The organism is Acidovorax delafieldii, from assembly GCF_007993815.1.
GTDB classification, from domain to species: Bacteria; Pseudomonadota; Gammaproteobacteria; order Burkholderiales; family Burkholderiaceae_C; genus Acidovorax; species Acidovorax delafieldii.
In genome coordinates, this window is sequence record NZ_VJWE01000011.1 from 341878 (window position 1) to 360458 (window position 18581).

Annotated in this window: 20 protein-coding genes; 8 read left to right on the forward strand and 12 right to left on the reverse strand. The window is 64.2% G+C overall.

Translation table 11 applies throughout. The features are described 5' to 3' along the window. Positions 1-45: 45 nt before the first annotated feature. From ATF69_RS04260 to ATF69_RS04285, 6 genes are all read right to left on the reverse strand, one after another. Positions 46-783 carry an amino acid ABC transporter ATP-binding protein gene (locus ATF69_RS04260; RefSeq protein ID WP_056059339.1) on the reverse strand — a complete coding sequence of 246 codons (738 nt, stop codon included), beginning with the start codon at positions 781-783 and terminating at the stop codon, positions 46-48. A gap of 40 nt (positions 784-823) precedes the next feature. Next, entirely contained in the window at positions 824-1489 is a 666-nt protein-coding gene (locus tag ATF69_RS04265) for an amino acid ABC transporter permease (protein WP_056059987.1), read from the reverse strand. Between the two features lies 1 nt (position 1490). Then, a complete protein-coding gene (locus ATF69_RS04270; RefSeq protein WP_146869988.1) occupies positions 1491-2249 on the reverse strand; it encodes an amino acid ABC transporter permease in 759 nt (252 codons plus the stop codon). A gap of 108 nt (positions 2250-2357) precedes the next feature. Continuing rightward, the gene (locus ATF69_RS04275; RefSeq protein WP_056059342.1) at positions 2358-3257 is read right to left on the reverse strand and encodes an amino acid ABC transporter substrate-binding protein; all 900 of its coding nucleotides are present in this window, start codon (positions 3255-3257) and stop codon (positions 2358-2360) included. 117 nt (positions 3258-3374) lie between these two features. Continuing rightward, a complete protein-coding gene (locus tag ATF69_RS04280; RefSeq protein WP_099731252.1) occupies positions 3375-4271 on the reverse strand; it encodes an amino acid ABC transporter substrate-binding protein in 897 nt (298 codons plus the stop codon). A gap of 181 nt (positions 4272-4452) precedes the next feature. Then, a complete protein-coding gene (locus tag ATF69_RS04285; protein WP_056745314.1) occupies positions 4453-5385 on the reverse strand; it encodes a LysR family transcriptional regulator in 933 nt (310 codons plus the stop codon). Positions 5386-5602: 217 nt separating this feature from the next. Between ATF69_RS04285 and ATF69_RS04290 the strand changes: the two genes are divergently transcribed. From ATF69_RS04290 to ATF69_RS04300, 3 genes are read left to right on the forward strand one after another with little or no spacing between them, the layout of a single operon-like run. Further along, complete coding sequence (locus ATF69_RS04290) at positions 5603-6166, forward strand: TRAP transporter small permease (RefSeq protein WP_056745316.1); 564 nt, start codon at positions 5603-5605, stop codon at positions 6164-6166. After that, positions 6163-7461 (forward strand): TRAP transporter large permease, encoded by a 1299-nt coding sequence (locus ATF69_RS04295; protein ID WP_056745317.1) that lies wholly within the window; start codon positions 6163-6165, stop codon positions 7459-7461. Before ATF69_RS04290 ends, ATF69_RS04295 begins: the two co-directional genes overlap by 4 nt. Positions 7462-7499: 38 nt before the next feature. Further along, positions 7500-8537: a DctP family TRAP transporter solute-binding subunit gene (locus ATF69_RS04300; RefSeq protein ID WP_099731254.1), complete on the forward strand. Its 1038-nt coding sequence runs from the start codon at positions 7500-7502 to the stop codon at positions 8535-8537. 177 nt (positions 8538-8714) lie between these two features. On the opposite strand, the gene ATF69_RS04305 is transcribed toward ATF69_RS04300, so the two are convergent. The 3 genes from ATF69_RS04305 to ATF69_RS04315 all read right to left on the reverse strand — a co-directional run bounded on the left by ATF69_RS04305 (position 8715) and on the right by ATF69_RS04315 (position 11953). Then, positions 8715-9047, reverse strand: coding sequence for a nucleotide pyrophosphohydrolase (locus ATF69_RS04305; RefSeq protein WP_146869989.1), 333 nt, complete (start codon positions 9045-9047; stop codon positions 8715-8717). 73 nt (positions 9048-9120) lie between these two features. Continuing rightward, entirely contained in the window at positions 9121-10053 is a 933-nt protein-coding gene (locus ATF69_RS04310) for a 2-hydroxyacid dehydrogenase (protein WP_146869990.1), read from the reverse strand. Between the two features lie 43 nt (positions 10054-10096). Further along, positions 10097-11953 carry an ABCB family ABC transporter ATP-binding protein/permease gene (locus ATF69_RS04315; RefSeq protein ID WP_146869991.1) on the reverse strand — a complete coding sequence of 619 codons (1857 nt, stop codon included), beginning with the start codon at positions 11951-11953 and terminating at the stop codon, positions 10097-10099. A 127-nt stretch (positions 11954-12080) separates the two neighbouring features. On the opposite strand from ATF69_RS04315, the gene ATF69_RS04320 reads away from it, so the two are divergent. Beyond that, entirely contained in the window at positions 12081-12503 is a 423-nt protein-coding gene (locus tag ATF69_RS04320) for an acyl-CoA thioesterase (protein WP_015012492.1), read from the forward strand. Positions 12504-12563: 60 nt separating this feature from the next. Here the strand turns inward: ATF69_RS04320 and ATF69_RS04325 are convergent, their stop codons facing one another. The 3 genes from ATF69_RS04325 to ATF69_RS04335 form a co-directional block, all read right to left on the reverse strand. Continuing rightward, the gene (locus tag ATF69_RS04325; RefSeq protein WP_146869992.1) at positions 12564-13121 is read right to left on the reverse strand and encodes a bactofilin family protein; all 558 of its coding nucleotides are present in this window, start codon (positions 13119-13121) and stop codon (positions 12564-12566) included. A gap of 150 nt (positions 13122-13271) precedes the next feature. Beyond that, positions 13272-13757: a thioesterase family protein gene (locus ATF69_RS04330; RefSeq protein WP_056059361.1), complete on the reverse strand. Its 486-nt coding sequence runs from the start codon at positions 13755-13757 to the stop codon at positions 13272-13274. Positions 13758-13862: 105 nt separating this feature from the next. Then, positions 13863-14660, reverse strand: a complete 798-nt coding sequence (locus ATF69_RS04335; protein ID WP_146869993.1) for a crotonase/enoyl-CoA hydratase family protein — start codon at positions 14658-14660, stop codon at positions 13863-13865. Between the two features lie 291 nt (positions 14661-14951). On the opposite strand from ATF69_RS04335, the gene ATF69_RS04340 reads away from it, so the two are divergent. From ATF69_RS04340 to ATF69_RS04355, 4 genes are read left to right on the forward strand one after another with little or no spacing between them, the layout of a single operon-like run. After that, the gene (locus ATF69_RS04340) at positions 14952-15827 is read left to right on the forward strand and encodes a branched-chain amino acid ABC transporter permease (protein ID WP_146869994.1); all 876 of its coding nucleotides are present in this window, start codon (positions 14952-14954) and stop codon (positions 15825-15827) included. A 3-nt stretch (positions 15828-15830) separates the two neighbouring features. Then, on the forward strand, positions 15831-16907 hold the full coding sequence (locus tag ATF69_RS04345; RefSeq protein ID WP_146869995.1) for a branched-chain amino acid ABC transporter permease: 1077 nt from the start codon (positions 15831-15833) through the stop codon (positions 16905-16907). Between the two features lie 14 nt (positions 16908-16921). Then, entirely contained in the window at positions 16922-17761 is an 840-nt protein-coding gene (locus tag ATF69_RS04350; RefSeq protein WP_146869996.1) for an ABC transporter ATP-binding protein, read from the forward strand. Then, a complete protein-coding gene (locus ATF69_RS04355) occupies positions 17758-18576 on the forward strand; it encodes an ABC transporter ATP-binding protein (protein WP_116748900.1) in 819 nt (272 codons plus the stop codon). Before ATF69_RS04350 ends, ATF69_RS04355 begins: the two co-directional genes overlap by 4 nt. Positions 18577-18581 lie beyond the last annotated feature (5 nt).

Sequence of the window (18581 nt, forward strand, 5' to 3'; positions counted from 1 at the left end):
TTTTTGTAGCCCCCAACCCTTGCGGCACGGGAGTGCAAGCATTGTTCAGTGCTGCAGGATCTTGTTGAGGAAGTCCTTGGTACGCGGCTGGCGTGCATCGGGGTTGTTGAAGAAGTCGTCCTTGGAGCAGTCTTCCAGGATCTTGCCGCCCACGTCCATGAAGATCACGCGGTTGCTCACCTTGCGGGCAAAGCCCATTTCGTGGGTCACGCACATCATGGTCATGCCTTCGTTGGCCAGGCCCACCATCACGTCCAGCACTTCACCGACCATTTCGGGGTCAAGCGCGGATGTGGGTTCGTCGAACAGCATCACGATGGGGTCCATGCTCAGCGCGCGCGCAATGGCCACACGCTGCTGCTGACCGCCCGAGAGCTGGCCGGGGAACTTGTCCTTGTGGGCGATCAGGCCCACGCGCTCCAGCATCTTGAGGCCGCGCTTCTTGGCGTCGTCCGCGCTGCGGCCCAGCACCTTGATCTGCGCAATGGTCAGGTTGTCCGTCACCGACAGGTGAGGGAACAGCTCGAAGTGCTGGAACACCATGCCCACGCGGCTGCGCAGCTTGGGCAGGTTGGTGCTGGGGTCATGCAGCTTCACGCCATCGACCGTGATCTCGCCCTTCTGGAAGGGTTCGAGCGCGTTGATGGTCTTGATGAGTGTGGACTTGCCGGAGCCCGAGGGCCCGCAGACCACGACCACTTCACCCTTGTTGATGGTGGCCGAGCACTCGTTGAGCACCTGCACCGGGCCATACCACTTGGATACGTTTTTGAGTTCGATCATTTCTTTTTCCTCAATCCAATCTCTTTTGCACCAGCCTCGATCAGCGGATGATCGCGATCTTCTGGTGCAGGCGCTTGACCGCCCAGGACAGCGCATAGCACATGATGAAGTACAGAACCGCAGCGGCCAGGTACGCCTCGATCGGACGACCAAAGTTCTTGCCCGCCACTTCAAAGCCCTTGAGCATGTCGTAGGCGCCAATGGCGTAAACCAGCGACGTGTCCTGGAACAGGATGATGGTCTGGGTGAGCAGCACGGGCAGCATGTTGCGGAACGCCTGGGGCAGCACCACCAGCTTCATGTTCTGGCCGTAGGTCATGCCCAATGCCTGGCCGGCGTACACCTGGCCGCGTGGGATGGACTGGATGCCAGCGCGCATGATTTCGCTGAAGTACGCTGCCTCAAAGGCAATGAAGGTGATGACTGCCGACACTTCCGCGCCAATGGGGCGGCCGATGATGGCGGGCACCAGCAGGAAGAACCACAGGATCACCATCACCAGCGGAATGGAGCGCATGCCGTTGACGTAGATGGTGGCGGGCACATCCAGCCACTTCTTGCCCGACAGGCGCATGAGTGCCAGCACGGTGCCGAACAGCACGCCCCCGATGGTGGCCACCAGCGTGAGGATCAGGCTGAAGTACAGCCCCTTGAGCACGAAGTTGGAGATCAGGTCCCAGTTGTAGAAGGAGAAATCGAGATTCATATCAATGCCCCCCTCCGGCCGCGCCACTCACGACCATGCCAGGGATGCGTGCGCGCTTTTCAATGAAGGCCATGATGCGGTTGATCGCAAACGCCGAGATGATGTACAGCGTGGTCACCGCCAGATAGACCTCGATGCCGCGCGAGGTTTCTTCCTGCGCCTGCATGGCGAACATGGTGAGTTCGGCCACCGACACGGCAAACGCCACGGACGAGTTCTTGAAGATGTTCATCGTCTCGCTGGTCAGCGGCGGAATGATGATGCGAAACGCCATGGGCAGCAGCACATAGCGGTAGGTCTGGAAGGTGGTGAAACCCATGGCCATGCCGGCATATCGCTGGCCGCGTGGCAGGGCCTGAATGCCCGAGCGCACCTGCTCGGCAATACGTGCCGAGGTGAAAAAGCCCAGCGCCAGCACCACCAGCGCAAAACCGGGCACGCCCCGCAGCACAGGGAACAGGCTGGGCAGCACGTGGTACCAGAGGAAAATCTGGACCAGCAGCGGAATATTGCGAAACAGCTCGACCCAGGCATTGCCCAGGCGAACGATCATCGGGCGGTCCTGCAAGGTGCGCAGCGTACCGATGAATGAACCCAACACAAGCGCCAGCAGCAAGGCCAGCAGCGAAACGGACACCGTCCAGCCCCAGGCCGACAGCATCCAGTCCAGGTAGGTGATCTCGCCGCCTTTGCCAAAGCAGCTCTGCACAACTTCCCGGTCCATGGTGTCCTGGCAGAACACCTGCCAATCCCAACTCATAGGAGCACCCCTTTAATTTTTGGTTTTGCGCTGGGGGCCACCCTTGGCCGACCCAACAAAAAAGCCCCTTCAAACCGGCTGGCCGAAGGGGCACAAGCGTTGCAGAGCTTACTTCTTGGCGTAGTCTTCCATGGGCTTGTCGTTAGGCGATGCCCAAGCTGCCTTGGTAGCGTCGGACATCGGCAGGCCGATCTTGGTGTTGGTCGGTGGCACGGGTTGCATGAACCACTTGTCGTACAGCTTGGCCAGCGAGCCGTCGGCGATCTGGCGCTTGATGGAGTCGTCCACGGCCTTCTTGAACGCAGGGTCGTCCTTGCGCAACATGCAGGCGATGGGTTCCACCGACAGCACTTCGCCCACGATCTTGTAATCGGCAGGGTTCTTGGACTTGGAGACGTTGGCAGCCAGGATGGAGCCGTCCATCACGAACGCGTCAGCACGGCCGGTTTCCAGCATCAGGAAGCTGTCGGCGTGGTCCTTGCCGAACACTTCCTTGAAGTCGATGCCGCCAGCACGTTCGTGCTTGCGCAGGGTCTGCACGGAGGTCGTGCCGGTGGTGGTGGCCACGGTCTTGCCGTTCAGGTCCTTGATCGAGGTGATGCCCGAGTTGGCCTTCACCACGGTGCGCACTTCTTCCACATAGGTGGTCACGGCAAACGCCACGTCCTTTTGGCGAGCAGCGTTGTTGGTGGTGGAGCCGCACTCCAGGTCCACGGTGCCGTTGGTCACCAGCGGAATACGGTTTTGCGAGGTCACGGGCTGGTACTTGATATCCAGCTTGGGCAAGCCCAGTTGCTTCTGGATGTCGTGCAGAACGATCTCGCCCATTTCGGTGTGGAAACCCACGTACTTGCCGTTGCCCAGCGTGTACGAAAGACCTGAAGACTCGCGCACGCCCAGCGTCACGCTGCCGGAGGCCTTGATCTTGGCCAGAGTGTCATTGGCCTGGGCAAATACGCTGCCTGCAGCCAAGGCGGTCACGGCAACCGCGAGCAAATGTTTCTTCATAGGGATCTCCTTGTGTTGAAAACGAAAAAGGGGGGGATTTTAGAGACAGGGGCCAGCCGGGGGTAACCGGTCAGGACCGCACTCCAAAAAGGGGTAGCACGCAACCAGGGATATTAGTCAGAACGGGACCTGGTCGGTAGGGTATTTCCAGAAGTCGCGCAACAAGTAACTGACCGGCAGGCTCAGCACGGTGTTGTTGGGCGGAATGGCCTTGTTGAACCACTTGTCGTAAATCGGGTAAATCTCGCGGCTGGTAATCAGGCGGCGCATTTCCTCGTCCACCAGCTTTTTGAACTCAGGGTCGTTCTTGGGCAGCATGATGGCCAGTGGCTCGGTGGTCATGAAGCGGCCCACCACCTTGAGCGCTTTGGGGTCGGGCCGCCCGGCCGCCAGGCCGTACAGCAGCACGTCGTCCATCACAAACGCATCGGCCTCACCCTTCTCGACCATCTCGACCGCCTTGGCATGGTCGGGGGCTTCGACGATGGTGATGCCCATCAGGCGCTCGCGGTTGGCCTGGTCGGCCGCCTTCAGGGGCGTCGTGCCCTTGGTGGACACCAGCTTCTTGCCGTTGAGATCCTCCACCCTGTCGATGGTGCTGGAGGACTTGACCAGCAGCCGCGCGCCGGTGATGAAGTGGGGGATGGTGAAGGCCACCTTCTGGCGCCGCTCGGCGTTGTTGGTGGTGGAGCCACACTCCATGTCGGCCTTGCCCTGCTCGATCATGGCGATGCGGTTGGCCGGCGTGACAGGCACCAGCTCGATCTCCATGTCCTTCTTGCCGGTCTTCTTGCGCACCAGCTCGGCCATGCGCAGGCACAGGTCCAGCGCATAGCCCACAGGCTTGCCCGACTGGCTGTCGACGTACGAGAAAGGCACCGAGGATTCACGGTAGGCAATGACCAGCTTGCCACCGCCAGCCACGCGCTCCAGCACGCTGGCCTGCGCAGACGCACCGACCGCACAGCACAGTGCTGCGAGGCCCCAGGCCAATCCCCAATGCTGAACTTTCATACGATGCCTCTGTGAAGGAATGAACCGGGTTTGCAATCTTCGTGCCACCGTGGGGCCCTGCCAAGGCACACGCTGCTATCCACCGATCCGGCGATGGCGCAGACTGTACGTGTCGTTACGGTGAAATTCCAATGCCGTTTGCGCGCACAACTATGCAAAGTGTTTATGTCCGTATTTACCCTTAGCATGAGGCCGCTTGGGCCTGCAGGTAGGTCCACAGCGCCTGCGCCGTGCCTTTGGGGGTGTCCTTGCCATTGGGCTTTTCGCGGTAGGCACGCACATCCATGGTCATCTGCAGGCCTTCGGTATCGGGGGGCGCGGCGCTGACCAGGCGGCGCGAGCGCAGCTCCTTCTTCACGGCGCTGTGGGGCAAGAAGGCCACGCCATGCCCTTCCAGCGCCATGGCCTTGAGACCTTCGGCCATATCGGTCTCGTACACGCGCTCCAGGTGAATGGGCGTCTGCGATTGTTTGAGGATGAGTTCGGTCACCCGCCCCAGGTAGGCGCCGGGCGCATAGCCCAGGTAGGGCAGCGGCTGGCCTGCGCGGCCGGGCAGGCGGTGCACGGGCTGGCCATCGGCGTCGGCCTTGCTGTAGGGCGACAACACTTCCTGACCCAGGCTGACCATCTCATACCGATCGGCATCGAGCTGAAAGGGCTGCGAGGGGTGGTGGTAGGCGATCAGCAAGTCGCACCCGCCTTCGACCAGGCGCATCACCGCGTCGTGCACATTCAGCGCAATCAGGCGGCTTTTGAACGGGCCGAACTTGTCGTGCAGGCTGGACACCCAGGCCGGGAAGAACGTGAACGCCAGCGTGTGGGGCACGGCGAACTCGATCATGTCCTTGCCTGCGCTGGTGTGCGCGCGCAGCATGGCACGCGTGTTCTGCAGCGACTGGAGCATTTCCAGGGCCTGGTCGTACAGGGTCTTGCCGGCCGGGGTCAGCCGGGTGGGGTAGGAGCTGCGGTCCACCAGGTCGGTGCCGGCCCAGGCCTCCAGCGCCTGGATGCGCCGCGAGAACGCTGGCTGGGTCACATGCCGCAGCTGCGCTGACCGGCTGAAGCTGCGGGTTTCCGCAAGACTGACGAAATCTTCAAGCCACTTGGTTTCCATCGGTGCATTATCCGCGCGCGGGCTACACCGTGCTGGCCGCTGGCATGAGGGTTTACACAGTGCTGACGCGGCGCACCAATGGTGTGCATGCATAGCAACCCATCGCATAATAGAAAGCGGCGCCTACAGCGCTCCGCGTCGAGGCCCCTGGTGCACAACACTGCCGGGCAGGGCGACCCGCATGCTCCCGTGTTCGTTCTCCTCCTTCCCCTGCCCCATGTCCTCCTCCTCCCCCCAAGGGCCTGCGACCGACGCACTGCCCGGCGCCGCGAGTCCCGAGGCCGAGCCCCGCTCGCTGCGCCTTGAAGACTGGCTCACCGTCATCGTCATGGCGGCCCTCGCACTCATCACCTTTGCCAACGTGCTGGTGCGTTACTTCACCAACTCCTCGTTCGCCTGGACCGAAGAAATCTCGGTGTTCCTGATGATCGCGCTGGCGCTCATCGCAGGCTCAGCCGCCGTGGCACGTGACCAGCACATCCGCATCGAGTACTTTGCCGAGGGCGGCTCTGCCCTGCGCAGCAAGCGCCTGTCCATGCTGGGCGCGGCCACCGTGGCCCTGCTGTTTGGCGTCATCGCCGTCCTGAGCGTGCGCGTGGTGTGGGACGACTACAGCTTTGGCGAAACCTCCCCCGGCATCGGCGTGCCGCAGTGGTGGTATTCGATCTGGCTGCCTGTGTTCTCCGCGCTCATCACGGCACGCGCCATCGGGCTGTTCATCCGCCGCAGCCGCGGGACAGTCAGCGATGCCGCCCCGGCGCACAAGGATGCGCAACCATGATCGCCACGCTGCTGTTTGTGGCCTTTCTGGGCCTGATGTTTGTGGGCGTGCCGATTGGCGCCGCGCTGGGCCTGGCCGGTGCCGCCGCCATCGCGCTGGCCAACGCCGACAGCCAGTGGTTCGGCCTGCTGGCCGTGCCGCAGAACTTCTACGCCGGGCTGGGCAAATACCCGCTGCTGGCCATCCCGATGTTCGTGCTGGTCGGCTCCATCTTCGACCGCTCGGGCGTGGCGCTGCGCCTCGTGAACTTTGCCGTGGCCATCGTCGGGCGTGGACCGGGCATGCTGCCGCTGGTGGCCATTGCGGTGGCCATGTTCCTGGGCGGCATCTCGGGCTCGGGCCCGGCCAATGCCGCTGCTGTGGGCGGGGTGATGATCGCGGCCATGTCGCGCGCGGGCTACCCGCCCTCGTTCTCGGCCAGCGTGGTGGGGGCTGCTGCGGCCACGGACATCCTGATCCCGCCCTCGGTCGCGTTCATCATCTACTCGGTGCTCGTGCCCGGCGCCTCGGTGCCCGCGCTGTTTGCGGCCGGCATGATCCCGGGCATCCTGGCGGGCGTGGCGCTGATCGTGCCCGCCGTGTGGATGGCGCGCAAGCACAAGATGGGCGCGCTCGAAGCCACCATGCCCCGCCCCCCATTCTGGAAGAGCCTGCGCGAGGCCACCTGGGGCCTGGCCGCGCCAGTGCTGATCCTGGGCGGCATGCGTGCCGGTTGGTTCACGCCGACGGAAGCCGCCGTGGTCGCGGTGTTCTACGGCCTGTTCGTGGGCATGGTGATCCACCGCACGATTTCTGTGCGCGACCTGTTCCCCATCTTGCGCGAATCGGGGGAGCTGTCGGCGGTGATCCTCATCGTGGTCTCGCTCGCGGGCATCTTTGCCTACTCGCTGTCCACGCTGGGCGTGATCGACCCGGTGGCCAACGCCATCGTGAACTCGGGCCTGGGCGAATACGGCGTGCTGGCACTGCTCATCGTGCTGCTGATCACGGTGGGCATGTTCCTTGACGGCATCTCGATCTTCCTGATCTTTGTGCCGCTGCTGCTGCCCATCATGCAGCACTACAAATGGGACCCCGTCTGGTTCGGCGTCATTCTGACCCTGAAGGTCGCTCTGGGCCAGTTCACCCCTCCACTGGCCGTGAACCTGATGGTGTCTTGCCGCATTGCCGGTGTGCGCATGGAATCGACCGTGCGCTGGGTGGGCTGGATGCTGTTCGCCATGTTCCTTGTGATGGTGGCCGTGATCGCCTTCCCGCAACTGGCCCTGTGGCTGCCCGCCAAACTGGGCTACTGACCCCTTGCCGACGAATTTCTAACCAGGAGACTGAAACAATGAAACTGCGCACCTTCCTCACTTCCGCCGTGGCCGCTGCCGCCGCCCTGGCGTTCACCGCCCCTGCCGCCATCGCGCAGACCGCGTACAAGAGCGAGTACCGCATGTCGCTGGTGCTGGGCACGGCCTTTCCCTGGGGCAAGGGCGGCGAGCTGTGGGCCAACAAGGTGCGCGAGCGCACCCAGGGCCGCATCAACATCAAGCTCTACCCCGGCGTGTCGCTGATCCAGGGCGACCAGACGCGCGAGTTCAGTGCCCTGCGCCAGGGCGTGATCGACATGGCCGTGGGCTCCACCATCAACTGGTCGCCCCAGGTCAAGCAGCTCAACCTTTTCTCGCTGCCCTTCCTGTTCCCCGACTACGCTGCGGTCGATGCAGTGACGCAAGGCGACGTGGGCAAGCAGATCTTCACCACGCTGGAGAAGGCAGGTGTCGTGCCGCTCGCCTGGGGTGAGAACGGCTACCGCGAAATCTCCAACTCCAAGCTGGCCATCAAGAGCCCCGCCGACCTCAAGGGGCTGAAGATCCGTGTGGTGGGCTCGCCCCTGTTCCTGGACACCTTCACCGCGCTGGGCGCCAACCCCACACAAATGAGCTGGGCCGACGCACAGCCCGCCTTTGCCAGCGGCGCGGTGGACGGCCAGGAGAACCCCATCGCCGTGTACCAGGCCGCCAAGCTGCATACCGTGGCGCAGAAGCACATCACCATGTGGGGCTACGTGAACGACCCGCTGGTGTTCGTGGTGAACAAGGACATCTGGGCTTCGTGGACCCCTGCGGACCGAGAGATCGTGAAGCAGGCCGCCATCGACGCTGGCAAGGAAGAAATCGCCATCGCCCGCAAGGGCATGGTCGAGGCCGACAAGCCCCTGCTCAAGGAAATCGCCGCCAACGGCGTGACCGTCACGCAGCTGTCCGCCGCCGAGCGCGACGCGTTCGTGAAGGCCACGCGCCCCGTGTACGAAAAGTGGAAGGGCCAGATCGGCGCCGACCTCGTGGGCTCTGCCGAGAAGGCCATTGCTGCACGCAAGAAGTGACCCTTGAGTGGGCCCGTCCGTCACCGGTGCGAGCAATCGCCCGGTGTTTGCCAAAGCCCCGCCATGGCGGGGCTTTTTGCTGGGCGTGCGCGAAAGCGACAGCTGGGGACGCGCCCGCGATTTCACTATCTATTTGATAGCATCAAAGGCATATTGCACTAGCGCTACCAGCCACTTTCACTTCAAACCATCAGGAACTGGGTGCTTGACCGCGTTTTTGCGCAGCTTGTGCTCCACGGCCTCCGCCAGGTCCACGCCCGCATGGTCCGCGAGCTGCAGCAGGTACAGCAGCACGTCGGCCACCTCATCGGCAATGGGCTCCTTCAGCGCCGGGTCCTCACGCACGGCGAGCGACTGTTCCGGCGTCATCCACTGGAAGATCTCGGCCATCTCGGCCGCCTCGACCATCAGCGCCATCGCCAGGTTCTTGGGGGTGTGGAACGGCTGCCACTGCCGCTCCGCCGCAAACGCGCGCAACCGGGTCTGCAGCGCCGTCAGATCGACAGACATTCCATTGCTCCTGATTCAATAGCTAACAGCGCATATTCCACTAGCGCTATCGACCTGTACAACCCCAAACCGGTCACACCGGCGTGACCGGCGCCTCACCTGCCAGATGGCGCCGGGCGTTCTCCATGAACCGGTCCACCGAGGCCTGCACGGCTTCGGGCGACCAGCCTGCCACATGGGGCGTGAGTACCACGTTGTCCAGGTCCAGCAGCTCGGCCGGAGGGGCGGGCTCGCTCTCGTACACATCCAGCCCTGCGGCGGCAATGCGGCCGTCGCGCAGCGCTGCGGCCAGGGCGGTGGTGTCGATCACACTGCCGCGTGCGATGTTGACCACCACGCCCCGCGCGCCGAGCGCCTTCAGCACGTCTGCGTTGACCAGGTGCCTGGTGCCCGCACCGCCCGGCGTGGCGACCACGAGGAAGTCCGCCCATTCGGCCAGCGCGGTGACATCGGCAAAGTAGCGGTAAGGCACATCGGTGCGTGCACTGCGGTTGTGGTAGCCCACCTCGATCTCGAAGCCCAGCGCGCGCTGGGCAATCTTCTTGCCGATGGTCCCCAGGCCGATGATGCCCAGCCGCTTGTGCGACACGTTGGGCGGCAGCGGCAAGGCCGTGCGCCAGATGCCGGCGCGGGTGGCCTTGTCCAGCGGCAGGATGCGGCGCTGCGCCGCGATCAGCAGGCCCCAGGTGTGGTCGGCCACGCAGTCGTCGTTGGTGCCTGCACCGGTGGCCACCACAATGCCGCGCGCCTTGGCATGGGCCACCGCCACGTTCTCGTAGCCTGCGCCCAGTGCGCAGATGGGTGTGAGCGCGGGCAGCGCATCGATCTGCGCCGGGCTCAGGCCCACCGCACCGATGGTGAGCACCACACGCACGCGGCTGCCGTGCTGCGCGATGGCGGTGGCGGCCTGCGGTGCATCAGGGGCGTAGATCACTTCAAAGGTCTGGGCCATCTGCGCGATGTGCTCTTCAGACAAAAACATGAGGGCAAGAAGGACGGGCTTCATGGATCAAAAATCGCGAAACAAATAAAAGAGAGAGGGATGCCGCTCAGGCGGCAGCATCGCTTTGCTGGAGCGACCACATGCTGGCGTAGCGGCCACCGAGGGCCAGCAGCTGCGCGTGCGTGCCGCGCTCGATGATGCGGCCCGCGTCCATGACCAGGATCTCGTGCGCGTCCACCACCGTGGACAGGCGATGGGCAATCACCAGCGTGGTCTTGTTCTGCGCCACGCCCTGCAGCTCGGCCTGGATGGCGCGCTCGTTGGCGGAGTCCAGCGCGCTGGTGGCCTCGTCAAAGATCAGGATGGGCGGGTTCTTGAGCAAGGTGCGGGCAATCGCCACGCGCTGCTTTTCACCGCCCGAAAGCTTGAGCCCCCGCTCGCCGACCATGGTGGCGTAGCCCTTGGGTGTGCTGGCGATGAAGTCGTGGATGCGCGCGGCGCGGGCGGCGGATTCGATCTCGTCCTGCGTGGCGCCAGGGCGGCCATAGGCGATGTTGTAGGCCACGGTGTCGTTGAACAGCACGGTGTCCTGCGGCACGATGCCAATGGCCTGGCGCACGCTGGCCTGCGTCACGCTGCGGATCTCCTGCCCCGCAATGGTGATGCGCCCCTGCTGGATGTCGTAGAAGCGGAACAGCAGCCGCGCCAGCGTGCTCTTGCCCGAGCCCGAGGGCCCCACCACCGCCACCGTCTTGCCCGCCGGGATCTCGAAACTGATGCCTTGCAGGATGGTGCGCCCGCCCTTGGCGTCATAGGCAAACACCACGTCCTCGAAACGCACGGTGGGCTGATCCAGCCCCGCCAGCGACTGGGCGCCCGGGGCGTCAGCCACCTCGCGCTCCTTGTCCATCAGCGTGAACATCTTGTCCAAGTCGGTGAGGCTTTGCTTGATCTCGCGGTAGATCACGCCCAGGAAGTTGAGCGGGATGTACAGCTGGATCATGAAGGCATTGACCATGACCAGGTCGCCCAGCGTCATGCGGCCATCGACCACGCCCTGCGTTGCGCGCCAGAGCATGGCCACCAGGCCCACGGCAATGATGAGCTGCTGGCCGGTGTTGAGCAGCGACAGCGTGGTCTGGCTTTTCAGCCGCGCGCGGCGCAGGCGCTCCAGGCTTTCGTCATAGCGGCGGGCCTCGAAGCCTTCGTTGTTGAAGTACTTCACCGTCTCGTAGTTGAGCAGCGAATCCACGGCCTTGGAATGCGCGGCCGAGTCGAACTCATTGGCCTCGCGGCGGAACTGGGTGCGCCACTCGGTCACCAGCACCGTGAAGAGGATGTACAGCGCCAGCGCCGCCAGCGTGATCCACGCAAACCAGGCGTCGAACTTGATGGCCAGCACCGAGAGCACCAGCACCACCTCGACCAGGGTGGCGACCACGTTGAACAGCGTGAACGAGATCAGCGACTCGATGCCGCGCACACCGCGCTCGATGTCACGCGTCATGCCACCCGTCTGGCGCTCCAGGTGAAACCGCAGGCTCAGGGCGTGCAGGTGCTCAAAGGTCTGCAGCGCAATCGAGCGCGCTGCGCCCTGCGTGGCCTTGGCAAACACCAGCTCGCGCAGCTCGGTGAACAGCGAGGTGGACAGCCGCAGCGCGCCGTAGGCCACCAGCAGCCCCACCGGCACCACCAGCAGCGCGGCGGGGTCGCCCGGCTTCAGGCTCATGGCATCGACCAGCGTCTTGAGCAGGATGGGCACGCCCACGTTGGCGAACTTGGCGCCCACCATGAAGACGATGGCGGCTATCACGCGCCATTTGTATTGCCACAGGTAGGGCAGCAATCGGTGCAGGGTGGCCCAGTCCGACTGGACCGGTGCGGGACTGGCGGCCGTGCCACTGACGGTGGCACCGGGCGCGTTGGCGGCGGCAGGGGGGGAGGTTTCGCCGTGGTGGCGCATGAGGGACAATTCCGGTTGTTGTTTTTCCCGACCTGGCTGCTGCCCAGGTGGCTTTTTCAGGGCGCGAGGCCTTGTGAAACCACCGGTTTCCCCAAGGATTGGCTCAGCCCCAACCGAGATTGTGCCCATGTCTGCCGTTTTCAGCCCACCACCCGCCGCATTGCCCACCGACAAAGAGCTGGTGCTCAAGGTCATCCCCATGCCCGCCGACACCAACGGCAATGGCGACATATTTGGCGGATGGGTGATGGCGCAGGTCGACCTGGCGGGCTCCGTGCTGCCCGCGCGCTACATCCAGGGCCGCATGGCCACGGTGGCGGTCAATGAATTCATCTTCAAACAGCCCGTACGCGTGGGCGATATCCTGTCGTTCTTCTCGGCCATCACGCGCGTGGGCAACACCTCGGTCACCGTGGAGGTGGAGGTGTATGCCGAGCGTTTTTCTGCCCAGGGGCAGTATGTTAAAGTGACGGAGGCGCGCCTGACCTATGTGGCCATCGACCACCAGGGCAGGCCGCGCCCGGTGCCCAAGCACAACGCGCCTGCGTGAGCCGCCGAACGGAATCGAACGGACTGACCGCGCCTATCGGGGCGCGGCTGTGAGTGCAGGTCAGGCTGCCAGCGCGGCTGGCTCAGCCCTCAAGGGGGCTGCTGCCCGCTGTGTGCTGCTGGACGACGATGCGGAAAAACCGGCCTCGATCTCTCCCGCCAGCTGTCCACCCTCTTCCACCACCAGCTTGCCGTAGCGGATCTTGCCGTTGACCTTGCCGGTGCTGTAGATCACCAGCTTTTGCCGCACGGTGAGCGTGCCGTTGAACTCGCCGTGGATCTCGGCAATGTCGATTTCAGCCGAGCCCTTGAAGGCGCCGTGCTCCGAGATCTGGATCACGCGCGAATCCATCGTGGCCTCGACCGTGCCTTCGACCACGAGCGTGTCGCAGTCGGTGATCTCTACGCCCTTGAGCTTGATGTTCGGGCCCACCGTGAGCTTGCTGCCCGAGCTGTCGCTGGCACTGGCCGACTTGGGGGCAGCCGGAGCAGGCACCGGCTGCGCAGATGCGGCGCTGCTGGCCGCCGTGCCGCCCAATACGGAGCCTGAGGTGGTGCTGCTGCGGGGTTGGAACGACTCGGGTTCACGCTTGCCAAAGAAAGGGTTTTGCACGGCCATCAGATCTCCTTGAAAAGAGAGTCATCGTAGGTTTCGTGCCCCTGGAAAGATGCCTTCGTTACGCAAGAACGGTAACCAAACGGTTCTCTCGTAGCATGCGCTTGCAAGGCTTGCGGGATCACACATCCCGCGCACGGCAGCACGCCCGGATCAAGAAACGATGTACGCCGCAGCCCCCGCCGACATGATCTGCCCGTCCGGCCCCAGAAACTCCATGCGTGTCGTGGCGACACGCGAGCCCAGCCGCAACACCTGCGCGCGCAGCTCAAAGTGGCTGCCAATGCCCGGGCGCAGGTAGTCGATGCGCAGGTCGATGGTGCCCAGCTTGGCAAAGCGGTGCAGGCGCTGCTCGGGCGGCTCGTCCAGGTGCTTGGCGCCAATCGCAGCCATCACGGCCAGGCCGCCCATGGCGTCGAGCCCCGCACTGATCACGCCACCGTGGATGCGGTTGTAGGCGTAGTGACCCACCAGGTCGGGCTTCATGTCGATGCGTCCCACCACGCCGTCAGGCGCCAGGGCGGTGACCTTGAGCCCCAGGACCTGGTTGAACACGATCTTTTCTTCAAAGATGGACTTGAGCCCGGCGATGAACTCGGGCTCAAAAGCCTGTGGCTGGGGGGAAATGGTTTTGCTCATGGTGTGCTGTGTGCGGACCTGCAGCGCGCTGCGCCCACCGGTCCGATGACTCCTGTTTTTATAGCTGCTGGCGCTTGATACACCAGCACCTGGAGGCATTTTGACTTAAAACTGTCCGTGGCGTCCCTGCCCAGCCGCAAACCGCGAGGCGCCACGCAGCGCGTCGGCCAGGCATTCGCGGCCACCCGCCCACTCCTGCAGCAAGGCCTGCTGCAAAGGCAAGCCCTCGGCGGCCAGCGCGCTGGCGCGGTCTGCACGCAGGGTGGCCTGCGGGAAGGCGGCCAACTGATGTGCCAGGGCCAGGGCTGCCTCCAGTGCCTGCCCGGCAGGCACCACGCGGTTGCACAGCCCCATGCGCAGGGCTTCGGCAGACTCCACCTTGCGCCCGGTCAGGATCAGGTCGAGCGCGTGCGACAGCCCGACAAGGCGCGGCAGGCGCACGGTGCCGCCATCGATCAGCGGCACGCCAAAACGGCGGCAGAACACGCCCATGTAGGCGTCCTCCGCCATCACGCGCAGGTCGCACCACAGTGCCAGCTCCATGCCGCCGGCCACAGCGGCACCTTCGATCGCCGCAATCACCGGCTTGGACAGATGCAGGCGACTCGGCCCCATGGGCCCAGGTGGGTGGACCGCATCGGCCGTGAAGTCCAGCGTCTCTGCCAGCGCCTCGGGCGTGACGCCGGCGGCCAGCAGACGCGCGCCCGACTGCAGATCCCAGCCCGCACAAAAATGCCCGCCAGCGCCCTGGAACACCGCCACATTGGCGCTTTCATCGCGCTCAAAGGCCAGAAAGGCCGCATGCAGCGCGCGGGCGGTGTGGGCGTCCACCGCGTTGCGCACATCAGGCCGGCGCAATGTCACCAGCGTGACACCGCCTTGCGTTTCAACCTCTACGGACATGCGGCTCTCCTGTGGTCCGGTGCTCAGAACCTGTTCACCCACCCGACGTTACTCCTATTGCGCAGGGTGCAGCGCTGCGTCAATATCCGCCGCTACCCGCTCGCCCACCCCATCAGGGTTAGCCCCGAGTGCGGTATGCACAGCACGCGTGCACCATTATTTATACAAAGCAATCGCTTTGTATAAATATTCTGCAGGACCTGCGCAAGCGACGATGCGGCCATCCCATGCCCACGAGGCATCCACCCCGCATTTACCCGCTTTGCGTATCACTTATTCTGGAGAGCCAGTGTGCAATTTGTGCAACTGTTGATCAGCGGTGTCTCGCAGGGGTGCATCTACGGGCTGATCGCGCTCGGGTTCGTGCTTATCTACAAAGCCACGGAGACCGTGAGCTTTGCCCAGGGCGAACTCATGATGCTCGGCGCTTTCTGTGGCCTAGCGCTCATGACCGTGCTGGGCTTTCCCTTCTGGGTGGCGGTGCTCGCCAGCATCCTGGCCATGGGGCTGTTTGGCACGGTGCTAGAGCGTGCAGTGATCCGCCCCATCCTGGGCCAGCCCGCGTTCTCCATCGTCATGCTCACCATCGGCATCGGCTACGTGCTGCGTGGGCTGGTGACCATGATCCCCAACATCGGCACGGAAACTCACACGCTGCCCGTGCCCTACAAGGACCTGTCGTTTCGCCTCGGTGCGCTGGTGCTCAACGCCGAGCAGCTGGTGGTGATCGGCGCCACGGGCGTGTTGTGCGTGCTGCTGTTTGCCATGTTCCGCTACAGCAAGCTGGGCATCGCCATGCAGGCGTCATCGCAGAACCAGCTGGCCGCCTACTACATGGGCATTCCGGTGCAGCGGCTCAACGGCCTGGCCTGGGGCCTTGCCGCCGCTGTGGCGGCGGTGGCAGGCCTGCTGCTGGCGCCCATTACCTTTGTGCACGCCAACATGGGGCTGATCGGCCTCAAGGCATTTCCGGCCGCTGTGGTGGGCGGCTTTGGCAGCCTGCCGGGCGCCATCGTCGGCGGACTGGTGATCGGCATCGTCGAATCGCTCTCGGGCTTCTATCTGCCCGATGGGTTCAAGGACACGGCCGCGTACATCGTGGTGCTGATCATGCTGATGGTCAAACCCAACGGACTGTTCGGCGAGAAGCTGAGAAAGAAAGTCTGACCCATGCGCTTTCTCTTCAAGACCTCGTACGAGCAAGACATTCGCCTCGCCAAGCATGGCGGGCATGTGTTCTGGTACAGCCTGCTGTGCCTGGCGCTGGTCGCCGCGCCCTGGGTGGCGCCGGAGTATTGGCTGGCGCAGCTCACCTTTGTGCTCATCTACGCCATCGTGGGCCTGGGGCTGATGCTGCTGGCGGGCTTCACCGGCTTGTTCTCGCTGGGGCACGCAGCGTTTCTGGGCGTGGGGGCGTATACGCAGGCCGTGCTCACGGAAATGGGCTGGCCGTTTGCGCTGTCTCTGGCCTGCGCGGCGGGGCTGTCGGCCGCTGTGGGCGTGGTGGTGGGCCTGCCCGCATTGCGCGTCAAGGGCATCTACCTCGGCATGGCCACGCTGTCGTTCGGGTTCATTGTGGAAGAAGTTTTTGCGCGCTGGGAGTCGGTGACCGGCGGCAACTCCGGCAAGCACCTGGTACCGCCACAAATCGCGGGCTACTCGTTCGAGACCACGGAGTCGTTCTACTTTCTGTGCCTCGTGATTGCGGTGGTCAGCACGCTGGCCATCCTGAACCTGCTGCGCTCGCCCACGGGCCGCGCGTTTGTCGCCATCCGTGATTCAGAGATCTCCGCACAGAGCATGGGCATCCACCTCGCGCGCTACAAGACGCTGTCGTTCTCCATATCGGCCGCACTGGCAGGCGTCGGCGGTGCGTTGTACGCGCACAAGCTGCAGTTCATCTCGCCCGACCAGTTCAACATCCTGCAGTCCATCGACCTGCTGCTGATGATCGTGATCGGCGGGCTGGGCTCGGTGCATGGCGCCTTTCTGGGCGCAATTTTCCTGATCTCCATGCCACAGCTCATCTCCCTGGGCAAGGACTGGCTGCCGGACTCCATCGGCCAGTCACCCGGCCTGCAGGCGGTGGTGTACGGCGTCGTGCTGATCGCGTTTGTGCTGTTCGAGCCCATGGGGCTGTATGGCCGCTGGCTCAAGGTGCGCACCTGGCTGCAGATGTTCCCGTTCTACCGCAAGGGCTTGTTCAAGCGGCAGAAGTCGTTCCAGAAATCGGATCGCTTGAAATGAGCGCGGCGACCACTATGAACCAAGACGTGCTGCTTTCGGCGCAGAACCTCAGCGTCCGCTTCGGCGGCGTGCTGGCGGTCAACAACGTGAGCTTTGACGTGCGGCGCGGCGAGGTGTTCACCCTCATCGGCCCCAACGGCGCGGGCAAGACGACGGTGTTCAACCTCATCAGCCGCATCTACACGCCCACCACCGGCACCATCGCCTACGCGGGCCCGGGCGGGTCCCTGCTGCCACTGACCGACCAGCCGCCGCACAAGGTAGCAGGCCTGGGCATTGCACGCACCTTCCAGAACATCGAACTCTTCGAGTACGCGAGTGTGCTGCACAACCTGCTGATCGGCCGCCACACCCGACAGCACAGCAGCCTGTGGGCCGAGATGTTCTTCACGCACAAGGTGCGCGAAGGGGAAATTCAGGCCCGGGAGAAGGCCGAGCAGGTCATCGATTTTCTCGACTTGCAGCACTACCGCGACACCATGGTCGCCGGCCTGCCCTACGGCGTGCGCAAGGTGGTGGAGCTGGCCCGCGCGCTGTGCACCGAGCCGCAGTTGCTGCTGCTCGACGAGCCCTCGTCGGGCCTGAACGTGGAGGAGACTGACGACATGGCCTTCTGGATCCAGGACATCCAGCACGAGCTGGGCATCACCGTGCTGATGGTGGAGCACGACATGTCGCTGGTCTCCAAGGTGTCCGACCGCGTGCTGGCCATGAACCAGGGCGAGGTCGTTGCCATGGGCACGCCGCGCGAGGTGCAGTCGCACCCCGGGGTGATCGAAGCGTACCTGGGCACCATCGACGATGTGAGCAACCTGCGCCGCCCGGCGGGTTCCAACCTGGGGGTTCGGGCATGAGCGCCGTACTTGCCGCCACCAGCACACCAGTTGCTGCAGCCGCTGACCAACCCCTGCTGCGCCTGCAGAACGTGGAGAGCGCCTACGGCCCCATCAAGGCCATCCGCGGCGTGAGCCTGCAGGTGCGGCGCGGCGAGATCGCCGCCGTGCTGGGCAGCAACGGCGCGGGCAAGACGACGATCCTCAAAACCATCAGCGGCATCATCGACCCCCGCAAGGGCTCCATCGAATTCCAGGGTGCCGACATCACCGCCAACGATCCGGCGGCCATCGTGCGCCGGGGCCTCATGCATGTGCCCGAGGGGCGCGAGGTGTTTGCGCTGCTCTCGGTGCGCGACAACCTGCTCATGGGTGCCTACACGCGCAGCGATGCGGACGCCGTGGCCCGCGACATCGAAACGGTGTATGGCTACTTCCCCATCCTGAAGGAGCGCGCCGCGCAGGATGCTGGTTTGCTCTCGGGTGGGCAGCAGCAGATGCTGGCGATCTCGCGCGCGTTGATGGCCAACCCCGAGCTCATCCTGCTGGACGAGCCCAGCCTGGGCCTGTCCCCCAAGCTCACCAAGGAGATCTTCGAGATCGTGGTGCGCATCAACCGTGAGCGCGGCACCACCATCCTGCTGGTGGAGCAGAACGCCAACATGGCGCTCAACGCATCGGACTACGGCTATGTGCTGGAGAACGGCCGCATCGTGATGGAAGACAGCTGCGAGCGCCTGCGCGAGAAGGACGACATCAAGGAGTTCTACCTTGGGATGAAAGATGTCGGCGTGCGCGGAGAGCGGCGCTGGAAGAAAAAGAAGACCTGGAGATAAGCGCA

What these genes read in the sequence shown, in the direction of transcription:
- ATF69_RS04330 (WP_056059361.1), bottom strand. Translation starts at nt 13,757, where the DNA reads ATGAGCAAAACCATTTCCCCCCAGCCACAGGCTTTTGAGCCCGAGTTC.
- ATF69_RS04355 (WP_116748900.1), top strand. Translation starts at nt 17,758, where the DNA reads ATGAGCGCCGTACTTGCCGCCACCAGCACACCAGTTGCTGCAGCCGCT.
- ATF69_RS04290 (WP_056745316.1), top strand. Translation starts at nt 5,603, where the DNA reads ATGTCCTCCTCCTCCCCCCAAGGGCCTGCGACCGACGCACTGCCCGGC.
- ATF69_RS04260 (WP_056059339.1), bottom strand. Translation starts at nt 783, where the DNA reads ATGATCGAACTCAAAAACGTATCCAAGTGGTATGGCCCGGTGCAGGTG.
- ATF69_RS04275 (WP_056059342.1), bottom strand. Translation starts at nt 3,257, where the DNA reads ATGAAGAAACATTTGCTCGCGGTTGCCGTGACCGCCTTGGCTGCAGGC.
- ATF69_RS04350 (WP_146869996.1), top strand. Translation starts at nt 16,922, where the DNA reads ATGAACCAAGACGTGCTGCTTTCGGCGCAGAACCTCAGCGTCCGCTTC.
- ATF69_RS04295 (WP_056745317.1), top strand. Translation starts at nt 6,163, where the DNA reads ATGATCGCCACGCTGCTGTTTGTGGCCTTTCTGGGCCTGATGTTTGTG.
- ATF69_RS04320 (WP_015012492.1), top strand. Translation starts at nt 12,081, where the DNA reads ATGTCTGCCGTTTTCAGCCCACCACCCGCCGCATTGCCCACCGACAAA.
- ATF69_RS04345 (WP_146869995.1), top strand. Translation starts at nt 15,831, where the DNA reads ATGCGCTTTCTCTTCAAGACCTCGTACGAGCAAGACATTCGCCTCGCC.
- ATF69_RS04315 (WP_146869991.1), bottom strand. Translation starts at nt 11,953, where the DNA reads ATGCGCCACCACGGCGAAACCTCCCCCCCTGCCGCCGCCAACGCGCCC.
- ATF69_RS04310 (WP_146869990.1), bottom strand. Translation starts at nt 10,053, where the DNA reads ATGAAGCCCGTCCTTCTTGCCCTCATGTTTTTGTCTGAAGAGCACATC.
- ATF69_RS04270 (WP_146869988.1), bottom strand. Translation starts at nt 2,249, where the DNA reads ATGAGTTGGGATTGGCAGGTGTTCTGCCAGGACACCATGGACCGGGAA.
- ATF69_RS04300 (WP_099731254.1), top strand. Translation starts at nt 7,500, where the DNA reads ATGAAACTGCGCACCTTCCTCACTTCCGCCGTGGCCGCTGCCGCCGCC.
- ATF69_RS04265 (WP_056059987.1), bottom strand. Translation starts at nt 1,489, where the DNA reads ATGAATCTCGATTTCTCCTTCTACAACTGGGACCTGATCTCCAACTTC.
- ATF69_RS04335 (WP_146869993.1), bottom strand. Translation starts at nt 14,660, where the DNA reads ATGTCCGTAGAGGTTGAAACGCAAGGCGGTGTCACGCTGGTGACATTG.
- ATF69_RS04285 (WP_056745314.1), bottom strand. Translation starts at nt 5,385, where the DNA reads ATGGAAACCAAGTGGCTTGAAGATTTCGTCAGTCTTGCGGAAACCCGC.
- ATF69_RS04325 (WP_146869992.1), bottom strand. Translation starts at nt 13,121, where the DNA reads ATGGCCGTGCAAAACCCTTTCTTTGGCAAGCGTGAACCCGAGTCGTTC.
- ATF69_RS04280 (WP_099731252.1), bottom strand. Translation starts at nt 4,271, where the DNA reads ATGAAAGTTCAGCATTGGGGATTGGCCTGGGGCCTCGCAGCACTGTGC.
- ATF69_RS04305 (WP_146869989.1), bottom strand. Translation starts at nt 9,047, where the DNA reads ATGTCTGTCGATCTGACGGCGCTGCAGACCCGGTTGCGCGCGTTTGCG.